The 12727-nt window shown below is 70.0% G+C and carries 10 protein-coding genes and 1 tRNA gene; 2 read left to right on the forward strand and 9 right to left on the reverse strand.

The window, feature by feature from the left end:
* Positions 1–40: 40 nt before the first annotated feature.
* Positions 41–634: a C39 family peptidase gene (locus ACWEVN_RS22520; protein ID WP_452052566.1), complete on the forward strand. Its 594-nt coding sequence runs from the start codon at positions 41–43 to the stop codon at positions 632–634.
* Here ACWEVN_RS22520 and ACWEVN_RS22525 read toward each other — a convergent pair.
* The 6 genes from ACWEVN_RS22525 to ACWEVN_RS22550 form a co-directional block, all read right to left on the reverse strand.
* The gene (locus ACWEVN_RS22525) at positions 631–1905 is read right to left on the reverse strand and encodes an alpha/beta hydrolase family protein (RefSeq protein ID WP_452052572.1); all 1275 of its coding nucleotides are present in this window, start codon (positions 1903–1905) and stop codon (positions 631–633) included. The genes ACWEVN_RS22520 and ACWEVN_RS22525 overlap by 4 nt on opposite strands.
* A 48-nt stretch (positions 1906–1953) precedes the next feature.
* Positions 1954–2520 carry an ArsR/SmtB family transcription factor gene (locus ACWEVN_RS22530; protein ID WP_452052567.1) on the reverse strand — a complete coding sequence of 189 codons (567 nt, stop codon included), beginning with the start codon at positions 2518–2520 and terminating at the stop codon, positions 1954–1956.
* Positions 2521–2633: 113 nt separating this feature from the next.
* Positions 2634–3161, reverse strand: a complete 528-nt coding sequence (locus tag ACWEVN_RS22535) for a hypothetical protein (protein WP_449686430.1) — start codon at positions 3159–3161, stop codon at positions 2634–2636.
* An 87-nt stretch (positions 3162–3248) separates the two neighbouring features.
* A complete protein-coding gene (gene otsB / locus ACWEVN_RS22540) occupies positions 3249–5780 on the reverse strand; it encodes a trehalose-phosphatase (RefSeq protein WP_449686431.1) in 2532 nt (843 codons plus the stop codon).
* 36 nt (positions 5781–5816) lie between these two features.
* Positions 5817–7259 (reverse strand): alpha,alpha-trehalose-phosphate synthase (UDP-forming), encoded by a 1443-nt coding sequence (locus ACWEVN_RS22545; RefSeq protein WP_310968938.1) that lies wholly within the window; start codon positions 7257–7259, stop codon positions 5817–5819.
* A gap of 81 nt (positions 7260–7340) precedes the next feature.
* Positions 7341–8840, reverse strand: coding sequence for a threonine/serine ThrE exporter family protein (locus tag ACWEVN_RS22550; protein WP_452052568.1), 1500 nt, complete (start codon positions 8838–8840; stop codon positions 7341–7343).
* Positions 8841–9020: 180 nt separating this feature from the next.
* Here ACWEVN_RS22550 and ACWEVN_RS22555 point away from each other — a divergent pair.
* Positions 9021–9093 (forward strand) — tRNA-Thr (locus tag ACWEVN_RS22555).
* A gap of 78 nt (positions 9094–9171) precedes the next feature.
* Here the strand turns inward: ACWEVN_RS22555 and ACWEVN_RS22560 are convergent.
* The 3 genes from ACWEVN_RS22560 to ACWEVN_RS22570 form a co-directional block, all read right to left on the reverse strand.
* On the reverse strand, positions 9172–10518 hold the full coding sequence (locus tag ACWEVN_RS22560; RefSeq protein ID WP_452052569.1) for a tyrosine-type recombinase/integrase: 1347 nt from the start codon (positions 10516–10518) through the stop codon (positions 9172–9174).
* A gap of 15 nt (positions 10519–10533) precedes the next feature.
* Positions 10534–10836, reverse strand: a complete 303-nt coding sequence (locus ACWEVN_RS22565) for a helix-turn-helix domain-containing protein (RefSeq protein WP_452052570.1) — start codon at positions 10834–10836, stop codon at positions 10534–10536.
* A gap of 174 nt (positions 10837–11010) precedes the next feature.
* Positions 11011–12372, reverse strand: a complete 1362-nt coding sequence (locus ACWEVN_RS22570) for a DUF3631 domain-containing protein (RefSeq protein WP_452052571.1) — start codon at positions 12370–12372, stop codon at positions 11011–11013.
* Between the last annotated feature and the right edge of the window lie 355 nt (positions 12373–12727).

Genomic DNA, 12727 nt, shown 5'->3' on the forward strand with positions numbered 1-12727 from the left:
GGCGCTGGCCAACCGGCGTCACAACTGGGGAAGGACCGTCATGCGCAGATTCCGCCTGGGCTTCGTCACGCTCGTGGCCGCGATGGGGCTCGTCGCCCTGCCCGCCGCGGCCGAGGCCACCACCGAAGCCGTCCTCGACATCCAATACCAGGTCCAGGAAACCGGCTATTGGTGCGGGCCGGCCGCCACGCGGATCGCCCTGTCCGCACGGACGTCGAACCTGCCGAGCCAGGGCACCCTCGCCGCGCAGCTCGGTACCACCACCAACGGCACCGACTGGATCGGCCAGGTCACCGGCGTCCTGAACCGGGACCTCGGCACCTCCTGGTACGAGACCAAGGAAATGCCGAACGACCCACCCACCCAGGCCCAGCGGGACCTGCTCTGGCGGGACATCGTGCTGGACATCAACAACGGCTACCCGATCGTCGCCAACATCGTCGCGCCCGCGAACAACCACCCGCCGGGCTACCCGAACTACACGATTTACCACTACTTCACGGTCATCGGGTACGACAGCTCCGACATGACCGTGAAGATCGCCGACCCGGCGAACTTCGGCGGGAACCAGATCTACTGGCTGACCTTCAACCAGCTCGCGACGCTGATCCCGCCGAAGGGCTACTCCGCCTAGACGCCCAGCAGGCCCCAGTAGATCGCCCACGGGACGAACACCACGCCGCCGGCCAGCAGAAGGCCGAGCCGGAAACCGCGGTTCCGCCACCACGCCACCGCCGTGCCGATGGTGGCGGCCACCGCACCCAGCGACAGGAGCTGCAGGGCCAGCCACGGCAGCGGACGGCCGGCGACGACCGGACCCAGGCCCTTGCCCATCGACAGCTGGATCAGCACGTCGACGACCAGGAACCCGAGCACGGCGAGCAGTCCGGTCGCCGACAGCCAGCGGGCCGGCCGTGCGGCGGCCCCGCGCCGGACCAGCGGGTACCAGGCGAACGCCACCAGCAGGAACGCCAGCACGGCGAGCTGCAGCCACGTCGACTCGTACCAGGCGAGCGGGGTGACGGCGGTGCTCGGCCGATCCTGCGCCGGCGGTGCGTCGGCCGTCGACGCGCTCGGCGGGTTCTTCACCCAGCTGCCCACGAGTTCGAGGTAGCCCGGCGCGTACCCGGGCAGCTTGTCGAAGCCGTCGGTGGTCCGGCGCAGCTGGTGCTGCGCGTCCGGGAACACCCGCAACGTGTGGTGCGCCACCGATTCCCGGAAGATCCGGACCGCTTCCGCCGGCGGCGTCAGGATGTCCTTCGCGCCCCACACGCCGAGCACCGGCTGGCGCAGGCTCTTCAGCACCGGCACCGGGTCGTAGTGCGCCTCCGGGAACACCCCGCCGCCGGAGAGCTGGCGCAGCATCGTCGACGACGCCATCCGCACGAGCGAGCCGGTCATTCCCAGCCGCCGCAACTGGTTCTCGACCGCCCACGACTGTTGCCGCGACGGCTCGACGCCGTTCGCGCCGAGCGTCACGACGAAAGCGACGTCCGAAGAACGCGCAGCCGCCAGTGGCGCCACCCAGCCGCCTTCGCTCAGCCCCCAGACGCCGACCCGCGCCGGATCGACGTCGGATCGCTTGCGCAGTACCGAAACAGCGGCGAGCGCGTCATCCGCGAGGGTCGAGTACGACCTTTCGAACTGCGAATAGCCTTCGGTGCGCTTGTCGTAGATGAGGGTGGCGATGCCTTGCCGTGCAAAGGATTCGGCCTGATCGCGGTAGTCGTCCCGGCGGTGTTCCCCCGAGCCGTGGACCATCACCAGGCCCGGCAGCTTCGTGCCGCCGGGCGGCGCGACGACCGTGCCGTGCAAGGTCACCCCGCCGTTGGTGAAGGTGACGTCGTCGTTGGTCACGTCCGCGGCCGACGCCGGTGGCGCGAGCGCCGTGACCGCCAGGATCACCCCGGCCAGTAGAACTGCCTTTCGCATGGAAAACCCCCTGGTGTCATGTCATTCCCCTGGATCCGGGAACGCGAGCCAGCGCACGAGCACGCGCCGCGCTTCCGGTGACCGGTCGTCCTCGCTTCGCCAGTACCGGCGGAACAGCTCCATGTAGTCGTCCCAGAACTGCTTGAGCTCTTCCGTGGTGAGCCAGGTACCGCCGCGCGCGTAGAGCAGTGCGTCCGGCCAGTCGCCGGGCAGCTCCTCGCGCGTTTCCGCGAACCGGTTGAGCTTTTCGAGGTCGTCCTCGAACCCCTGCCGCTGCATGTCGTCGAACAGCATCCGGGATTCGGCGCTCTGCTCACTGCGGCGCGGCCACCGGATGTCCCGCGGCCGCGTCCGCCACCACCGTTCCTTGCCCCGCGCGAGCTCCGGGACGTCTTCGACGAAGCCGAACCGGGCCAGCTCTCGCAGGTGGTAGCTGGTCGCGCCGGTGTTTTCACCCAGGGCTCGGGCGAGCTTCGTGGCCGTCGCCGGCCCCGTGGAGAGCACGCCGAGGATCCGGCGGCGCAGCGGGTGCGTGACGGCTTTGAGGGCGTCCGGATCGAGGTGTTCCGGTGGTGGAGCGCTGGTCATGGCCCCACTGTAGCTGTGCAGAGAAAATTGTGCAAAGAAATCTTTGCAAGCCGGAGCAGGCGGGTGCCCGGGTCGTGGATCGGCATCGAGTGTCTACAGAGGACGAACGTCGCTCACCAGATCGGGTGGTCGCTGTACTTCCTGAGCGTCTGCACGGACGGCCGCACGTACAACGTCCCCGCCAGGAAGCCCATCGTGGCGAAGGCGAGCGTCGAGAACGTCGTCAGCAGATCGGGCGCCTGCAGCTCCGCCGTGTCGCGCCACACCCGGAACACGATCGGGACCGCGAACGAGCCGAAGATCAGCACCAGCGTCAGCACGTACGTGAGCCGCAGGGCGCTGCGGGTCGCCGTGGCGCTGGCCACCACCAGGTAGTCGCCGCGGAGGCAGCGGCGGCACGTCAGGACCAGGACCGCGATCGCCAGCACGCCCAGCGGGGGCAGCACCGCCGCGGCCTTGCCGAGGAGGGTGTCCGGGAACGCGTGGCCGTGGACGATGCCCTGGAGGAACGTCGTGAGGCCGAACAGGAGCGCCATCCCGGCGATCATCGAGCAGCCGACGACCACCGAACCCCAGCGCACCCGCTCGGCGAACCGCGGGGGCAACGGCACGAACTCGACCTGGCCGAAGGTCCCCTGCACCCGTCTCACCTCCGAAAGCCGTGAAGGCCACAGTAAGGGACTAACTGTCCCTCGACGTGGCCTTCACGGACTTTCGGACCGAAAGGGCTAACTGGCCGCCAGCAAGTTGGCGCAGCGGATGAGCCCGATGTGGGAATAGGCCTGCGGATGATTGCCGAGGGACCGTTCCGCGATCGGGTCGTACTGCTCCGGCAGCAGGCCGGTCGGGCCCGCCGCCGCGACGATCTGGTCGAACAGCTCCTGGGCCTCGGTGCGCCGCCCGGTGAGCAGGTACGCCTCGATCAGCCACGCCGCGCAGATGTGGAAGCCGCCCTCGCCGCCGGGGAGGCCGTCGTCGCGGCGGTAACGGTACACAGTGGACCCACTGCGCAGCTCCGCCTCGATCGCGGTCACCGTCTGCTGGAAGCGCTCGTCGGCCGGGTCGATCAGGCCGGTGAGGCCGACGAACAGCGAGGCCGCGTCCAGGTCCGTGCCGTCGTAGGCCGTGGTGAACGCCTGGACCTCGTCGTTCCAGCCGTGGGTGAGGACGTCCGCCTTGATCTCCTCGCGCAGGCCGTGCCAGTTGCCCGGGATCTCCCGGCCGTACTGCTCGCCCAGCGCGATCGCGCGGTCGATGGTCACCCAGCACATGACCCGGGAGTAGACCCGGTGGCGCGGCACGTGCCGCTCCTCCCAGATCCCGTGGTCGGGCTCGTTCCAGCGCCGCGTCACGGCTTCCGCCATCGCGCGGACCATCTGCCAGTCCTCGTCGCGCAGCTCGTGGCGCGCCTCCGCGAGCGTCCGGACGAGCTCGACGACCGGGCCGAAGACGTCCAGCTGGACCTGGTGGTTCGCCAGGTTGCCGACGCGAACCGGGCGCGAACCGGCGTAACCGGGCAGCGATTCGATGACCGCTTCGGCGCCGATGACGCTGCCGGCGAGGGTGTACAGCGGGTGCAGGCGCTCCGGGCCGGCCAGCGTGGCGAGCACGCCGTGCAGCCAGCGCAGGTAGCCCTCGGCCTCCTCGATCGAGCCCAGGTGCACGAGCTCCCGCACGGTCATCGCGGCGTCGCGGATCCAGCAGTAGCGGTAGTCCCAGTTGCGGACGCCGCCGATCTCCTCCGGCAGCGACGACGTCGCCGCCGCCAGCACGCCGCCGGTGTCGGTGTTGACCAGGCCGCGCAGCGTCAGCGCCGAGCGCAGTACCAGGTCGGTCTGCACCTTCGGCAGCTGCAGCTTCGACGTCCACTCGCTCCAGTAGCGGCCCGCGCGGTCCCGGCGTTCCACTTCGGACAGTTCGTGCGGGCCGAGGTCGGTGGTGCCGCAGCGCAGCTCCAGCACGACCGGCTGGGTCGGCGTCGGCTGCACCAGCGCGGACGCGGTGTCGTGCAGGCCGTCGGAGGTGATGGTCCACTCGACGCCCGGCGAGTACAGCACGAACGGCTCCGACGTGCCGAGCACCCGGACACCGCCTTCGGTGACCTCGAGCTTCACCGGCACGCCGCCGAACTCGGGCCGCGGCGCGAACTTGACGCTCGCCGCCGCCTCGCCCGAGATCACCCGGACCAGGTCCGTCCGGTGCGGGGCGCTTTCCGGCTCGAGGTAGTCGGTGACGAGCAGGCGCGACCAGCGCGTTTCGACCGTCATCGTGTTCGGCAGGTAGCGCTGGCCGAGCGGGAGGCCGTTGCGGTGCGGCTTGATGGAGAAGTGGCCGGCCCCCTCGCCGCCGAGCAGGTCGGCGAACACCGCGGGCGCGTCCGGGCCGGGGTGGCACAGCCAGGTCAGCTTCGCGTCCGGCGTCAGCAGCGCGACCGAGCGCTCGTTGGCCAGCATCGACAGCCGCTCGATCGGCGGGGCCGACTCGCCGTACAGCCAGTTCCGGCGTTCCTCGAGGAGGAAGCCGAGCACCAGCGCCACGTCCACGGTGTCGGGCACGCGGAACCCGGCGAGCGTCTCGCCGTCGCCGACCTTGATGCCCAGGTCGGGACCGGACAGCCGGGCGAAGGCCTTCTCGTCGGTGACGTCGTCGCCGAGGAAGATCGCCGCCGTGGCGCCGACCTGGTGGCGCAGGATGTCCAGTGCGTGGCCTTTGTCCGTTTGGACGACCGCCAGCTCGACCACTTCCTTGCCGTCGGTGGTCGAGACGCCTTCCCAGGTGGATGGTCCGGAGTGGACGGCGGCGAGCACGCGACGGCCGGCCTCGTGCTCGGCCCGGCGGACGTGCACCGCGATGCTGGCCGGCTTGACCTCCAGCGACACGCCCGGGACGTCCAGCACGAGCTGCTCGAGCTCGGACTCCAGCCGCCGGTGCAGCCCGCGCGCCTTCTCGTCGAGGGCGTGGATGAAGCCGATGTCGAACTCGGAGCCGTGGCTGCCGACGAGGTTCACCTCGGAGGGCAGCCGCGAGAGCGTGGCCAGGTCGCGCAGCGCACGGCCGGAGATGACCGCCGTGGTGGTCTCGTGCAGACCGGCGAGCGATCTGAGGGCCCCGACGGACTCGGGCAGCGGGCGTGCCTCGTCGGGGTTGAGGGTGATGGGTGCCAGCGTGCCGTCGTAGTCGCAAGCGACCAGCAGACGCGGCGTGCGAGCGATCTGGACGATCGCGCGCCGCAGCTCGGCGGGCAGGGCCTCGGCAGTCAACACTCCTCCTCAGGAGCTCGTGCGTGGTCGTTCGGGTTAGTCGACCCCCTCGGCACCCAACGCCTGCAAGAACGAGCGCGCCCAACGATCGACATCGTGCGTGAGGACCTGGCGACGCATGGCGCGCATCCGGCGACGGCCCTCTGCCGGGTCGAGGGTAATGGCAGCCACTAGTGCGTCCTTCACCCCGTCCAGGTCGTGAGGGTTCACGAGGAATGCGCTAGAGAGCTCGGCGGCCGCGCCCGCGAACTCGGAAAGCACCAGCGCTCCGCCCAGATCGTGCCGCGCGGCGACGTACTCCTTGCACACCAGGTTCATGCCGTCGCGCAGCGGGGTCACCACCATGACATCGGCAGCGGAGAAGAACCCGGCCAGCTCGGTGCGGTCCACGGACTGGTGCAGGTAGTGCACGACCGGGTGGCCGACGCGGGCGAACTCGCCGTTGATCCGGCCGACCATCTGCTCGATCTCGCCGCGCATCCGCTGGTAGTGCTCGACGCGCTCGCGGCTCGGGGTGGCGAGCTGGACGAACGTGACGTCGTCCGGCTGCAGCCGGCCCTCGTGCAGGAGCTCGTGCAGCGCCTGCAGCCGCAGGTCGATGCCCTTGGTGTAGTCGAGCCGGTCCACGCCGAGCAGGACCGTCTTGGGGTTGCCGAGGTCGCGCCGCAGCTGGGCGGCCCGCTCCTGGACGCCCTTGGTGCGGGCGAGGCTGTCGAGGCCCGCGGCGTCGATGGAGATGGGGAAGGCACCGACCCGCACGGTCCGGTCGCCGACCTGCATGGTGCCCGGCCGCGACCGGACGCCGACCGCGCCGCGCGTCGACTCGAGGCCGATCAGCTGGCGGCACAGCCAGAGGAAGTTCTGCGCGCCGCCGGGGCGGTGGAAGCCGACCAGGTCGGCGCCAGTGAGGCCGCGGATGATCGCGGCGCGCCACGGCATCTGCATGAACAGCTCGACCGGCGGGAACGGGATGTGCAGGAAGAAGCCGATGCGCAGGTCCGGTCTCAGCTCGCGCAGCATCGCCGGCACCAGCTGGAGCTGGTAGTCCTGGATCCACACGGTCGCGCCCGGAGCGGCGACCTCGGCGCTGGCCTGGGCGAACCGGCGGTTCACCTTGACGTAGCTGTTCCACCACGCGCGGTCGAACACCGGGCGCTCGACGACGTCGTGGTAGAGCGGCCAGAGCGTCGCGTTGGAGAAACCTTCGTAGTAGTCGCGGACTTCGTCGGCGCTCAACGAAACCGGGTGCAGCACCAGGCCGTCGTCGTCGAACTCGTCGACGTCGACGTCGGGGACGCCGGGCCAGCCCACCCAGGCGCCCTTCCTCGACCGCAGGAACGGCTCCAGCGCCGACACCAGCCCGCCCGGGCTGGCCGTCCACCGGCGCTCGCCCTCGGCGGTGCGTTCGAGGTCCACCGGTAGCCGGTTCGCCACCACGACGAAATCGGCCTGGTTCGCGTTCTCCTTCTGGTCACTCACGTCGCCTGCTCCTCGCGTCTGGGTCGCGGCCCCAGAGTGAAACCCTATCGCGTGAGCGATGAACATTCGGTGACCGCGGTGTTACTCCAAGCTCCGTTCCGTCGGCTCGAGCGGACCAGCCATGCGTGGTCCGGCGAACCGGCGCTCCAGCCTGCCCAGGCCGGTGCGCACCGGCTGGGCGAGCCATTCCCCGAGTACCACGCCCGCTGCCAGGGCAAGCCCGATTGCGACGGCCGTCATGAGCGTCGAGATGTTGCCGCTCGGCTCCACCCCGATTTGGTATAGACCACGGTAGGTCGAGAGGCCGGGAAGCAGGGGAGTGATCCCGGACACGGCGACCACCAGTGGAGTAACGCCGAGCCGCCGCGCGAGCACGCCGCCGCAGAACCCGACCAGCGTCGCGGCCACCGCGGACGAGCTCACGCCGTCCAGCTTGGCCAGCATGAGCGAGCCGTAGACGGCGGCGCCGATGCCGCCCGCGGCCGCCGCGACCAGCATGGCGCGCATCTTCGAGTAGCTCGCGAGCGCGAAGCAGGCGGAGGCGCCGGCCCCGCCGAGCACGACGAGCGGCAGCTGCTGCGGCGTCGAGCCGGTCACCTCGGGCAGCGGGGTGCGCGGCAGGCCGAGCATGACGGCGATCCGCAGGGCGAGCACGACCCCGGCGATCAGGCCCGCCGACATCAGCGCGGTCTCCATGGTGCGGCCGGCGGCGGTGACGTTGTAGCCGGTGATGGCGTCCTGGACGGCCGAGACGGTGGACAGCCCGGACAGCAGCACGGTGACCGCGGCCGCGACGACCAGCGTCGGTTTGTCCGTGGTCAGGACGTTGCTGCTGACGATGAGCATGGCCGAGAGCGTGGCGACCAGGCCGCCGACCACCTGCTGGAAGAAGAAGGGCAGCCCGTACCGGTTCACCACCCGGCCGACCCGGTCGATGACGCCGCTGATGACGAACGCGACGAGCGCGATGTCGAACCCGCCGCCGAGCAGGATGGTGACGAACGCGGCGACCCCGCCCCAGGACAGCGTCGCGACCCAGCGCGGGTACGGGTGCGGCGCCGAGGTGATCCGCTCCAGCTCGGTCTGCGCCTGCTCGGCGCCCATGTGCCCGCGGACGATCTTGCGGACGAGCTTCTCGGTCTCGGTCAGCCGGGTGTAGTCGAGGCTGCGGCTGCGCACGACGCGCAGAGCGGTGATGGGCGTCAGGTCGGTGCCGCGGTGGCAGGTCACGGTGATCGACGTGAAGATGACGTCGACCTCGCAGTGCGGCAGCCCGAGCGCGCCGGCGATGGCGATGATGGTCGCGGTGACGTCCGAGGCGCCGGCCCCGCTGGCCATCTGGACCTCGCCGATGCGCAGGCTCAGGTCGAGCACGAAGTTGACGGTGGCCTCGTCGGGCAGCTGCGGCCCCATGGCCTCATCGGCATCGACGGCGGGGAACTCCCCGGTGGGCGCTTCGAGGACGTGCCACGGCCGCCGCTTGAGGAGGGTGGGGCGGTGGACCCGGGGGCGCTGAGCGGGGGGTTCCAGCAGCGGCCATCTGGTCGCCCGGCCCCCGTTGGTGCGCTCGTTGATCTTCATGATCCATCCACCTCCTCGCTCGTTCCCCGAAGACCATCGACGGCCACCCGCCGACCGTTGCACGGATCATGGAGTGGCGTCCACCACGTCCCTCCATAGTGGCCTGGACCTGCGGATCCCGCTCCGCGAATCGATCACCGGAGAGGGCTCGGTACACTGGCTGCGGCGTCTCGGCGCCAGGCCGGTATAGCTCAGCTGGTAGAGCATCTGTCTTGTAAACAGAAGGTCAGGGGTTCGAGCCCCCTTGCCGGCTCCCCTCTGACCAGGGAGTCTCCTTTCTTCGGAAACTCCCTGGTCGCCTTCCGTCTCAGTTCTCGTCTCATTCGGCGTTCTACGCGGGTACGAGCGCGGCCGCCGGCGGCTCTCCGTCGTCGTCTCCCGGTGCCTGCCAGAGCAGCCCACCGAGCTGCGTGGCGATGCCGCGCCGGACTTCGTCGGGCACGTGCTGATAGCGCTGAGCCATCGTGATCTTGGACCAGCCCATGACGTCCATGACCGCTCGCTCGCCGATCCCGAGCACGAGCAGGAACGTCGCCGCGGTGTGGCGCGCGTCGTGCAGGCGCGCTTCCCGGACGCCGGCGGCCTTGAGGACGGCCTTCCACTCGCCGTAGTCCGCCCGCGGGTCGGTGGGCTTGCCGGTGGGCTGGGCAAAGACCCACTGCCCGTCGTGCCACAAGTCGGCCGCGATCCGCCGTTCGGTCTCCTGCTGCTCCTTGTGCGCGAGTAGGGCGAGGACGAGCGGGGGCGGGACGCTGACCACCCGTCGGCCGGCGCGGGACTTCGGCTCGACCACCACCAACCCGCCGCCGTGCCGCTGGGGGCAATCAGCGCCGCGCTTGCGGCCGCAGGGACGTTCGCCGCAACCGTGCTGCCAGGTCTGGCGCTGAAGGGCCCGGCGGACGACCAGCAGCCCGGTGACGTGCGCGCTCGGGCAGTCTTGCGCCGTGCGCGCGGCGCAGCGCGGCTCCCCGCATCCGTGGTGCCACTCGACCTGGAGATCGGTCCACTTCAAGCCGAGGGCTTCTCCCTGCCGCAGGCCAAGCGCGAGCGCGACGGCCCAACGCGCGCCGTTTCGCAGGGTCCGCGTTGACGCGAAGATCGCCTTCGCGTCGGCGACGGTGAGCGGGTCGATTTCGGTTTCTTCGATCTTCGGGGACCTGACGGCGCTGATGGGGTTCTTGCTGAGGCGGTCTCGCCGATCTGCCTCGTTCAGCGCAGCGCGCAGCGTGATGTGAACCTGTTGCAGGGTGGCCGACTTGGCGCCTTCCTTCCGCAGGCGGGCGTACAACTTCTCAATGTGCTCCGACTCAAGCCTCTTGAGCTTGTGGGCGCCGATCCCAGGGACCAGGTATTTGCTGATTGCTGTCCGATAGTAGGTCTGTGTCTTGTAGCGGACCGAAGGCAGAGCGATGGTTTCGAACCAGTGCAGCAACCACCGTTCGACTGTCCAGGCCGGGCCGGCCTTCTCCAGCGCCCCGGTGTCCCGAGCGCGTTCCAGTTCCCGAACCTTCTTCGTCACCTCCGCTTCCGTCTTCGCTTGGACGTGCCGGCGGTCGGGCTTGCCGTTGTCTTTCACGCCGACGGTTACGCGACCGTGCCAGTAGCCGTCTTTGCCGAGGTAGATACTGCTGGCTCCGTTGGGAGCGCGGGTGCCTTCCGGGCGATTGCGTCGCGGCATGTTGGTTCCCTTCGGTCAGGCGGCTGGGTTGTGGGCGGCGTCCATCACGAGCCGTTCTGCGAACTCGCGAACGGCGGACGCCGGGACGCGGCGAAGGCGACTGATCTGGACGGATTCGAGCTCGCCGGTTTTGACCAGACGGAAGGCCAGAGTTCGGCCGATCCCGAGCCGCTCCGCGGCCTCCTCGACAGTCAGCAGGACGCGTTCGGGCATCTGCCGGACGGGAGCGGGTGGTGGTTCGGCTTCACGCGTGGCGAGGGATTCGGCGAGCTTCGCGAGGGTGACGGCGAGCTGGGTGAGTTCGTTGGCGGTAGCCATCGGTGGTGTGAGCCCTTCGGGTGGCGGTGCGGGTGGCGGTGATGCGCATGGGCTCCTCCGTTGGGTGCGTAGCGCTCGGAAGCGCTACGGGGATGGCTGGACTGGTCCGCTACGTCCGCTACAAGCGCTACATGCCTGGTCAGGGGCGTAGCGGATACGGCGGGTGTAGCGGCTCTATCCGCTACGGGCTCCGGGTGAGGTAGCGGCTGTAGCGGATGCGTCCGCTACGCCCTGCGTATCCGCTACGCCCCTGAACTGCGGTGTAGCGGCTGTAGCGGACGTAGCGCTTGCAGGCAGGTAGCGGCTCCACGCGTCGGCGAGTCCGCCCGGCCCGGACACGGCGTAGCCCTTGGGGATGGCACCGCCGGGTTGGCGGATGTTCTTCGAGGTGACGCCGTAGGGCTTGAGTTCCTTGGCCAGCCGGCGGGAGTCGAGCGGCTTGCCGCTCAGGTCGGCCCAGGGTGCTTCGTCCAGCTCACACAGTGCGTCGATGATCTCCGCGGTCGGTAGCTCGTCGACACCCCGGGCGGTGAACAGGTCCCGCAGGTCCGACAGCAGCCTGATGCGCAGTCCGCCGCCGTTGCGGTCGGCCGCGGCGACGGCGACGAAGTGGGTGCAGGCTGCCCGGGCCACTCCCGGCCAGTCTCCGCCTGCGGCGTCAGCGATGGCGATCAACGGCCGCCAGATCTCCGCCGACCGGTCCCGCACACCCTCGGGCATGGTCGGTCGGCCCTTGGCCACCTTGTCGGTGACGGTGGCCACCCACGCCGCGAGCTGTTCGCGCAGCGGCGCGGCTTCGGCCTCTACTTCCTCCTCCCAGAACTCGGCGACTTCTTCGTCTTCGCGGCGCCGTTGCATGTGGACGGTGATGGCTCGGGTGGTGATGGTGTCGGGCATGTTTCCGGCGATGCCGGCGAGCGCGGCCGGGGCGTAGACGGGGAACCGCTGGACCTTCATGGCCTTGGCGTCGCCGACGCAGCGGGCGATGGTGGCGGAGCGCTTGTACCCGGCGTTGAGCAGGCCGCGCAGGTCCTCGGTGTTGCCGCCGTTCTTCGGGTTGAAGATCGTGTCCACTTCGTCGAACAGGATGGTGATCGGTCCTTCGTTGACCATCCGGAACAGCGCGGCCGTGGTGGCGGAGATGGTCATCTCCGGTGCCCGGACCAGGTACTGAGCGACTTCCAGCACACGCGTCTTCCCACTGCCCGGCTCCACGCTGGACAGGATCAGCCGCGGCGTGACGTAGAAGTGGTCCGCGGCGTGGGTGTGGGCGTACCAGAGCGCGAGCATGGGCGCGCAGTGCTTGGACGGGAACGCGTTGTACCGCGAGACGAATGCGGTTACCCGGTCCAGCACTTCGTGTCCGGGCAGGACGGTGGTGTGCTCGGCGCGCCAGATCGTCTGGCAGTTCTCGGTGCAGAAGTCCTCCGACGGCGAGTCAGCGAGCGGGCGTCCGCACTGGCAGCAGGTGCCCTCGCGGGCCGGTTCGCCGATGGCGGAGTCGATCGCCGACACGGTGCTGTCCACGGTGGTCATCAGTGGATCTCCCTACCTGTGGTCGGTCAAGCCGCGGCCACCGCGGTGGCGGCGTGGTGGGTGGCGAGGATCAGTCGTCCGAGGCGTTCGGCGGCGTCGGGGACGACGGCGTTGCCGAGGGCGCGACGTCGGTCCACCCCTCGGGGAACCCCATAAGCCACTCGACCCACGTCGGGTTCGACGGCCCACCGAGAGCCGTCCGCAGGTTCAGCCCGCCGCTGCGGCCGGAGGTTCCCGGGCCGCCGGTGGCATCGGAGGCTGTGGGCGTGGGCCACGCCGAACAGGCGGCGTCGCAGGTGTGGGGCACCCACGGCACAAGCGCTGAGCGTGCCGACGCGGCATCGGTACCCGAGAC

The organism is Amycolatopsis sp. NPDC003861, assembly GCF_053605405.1.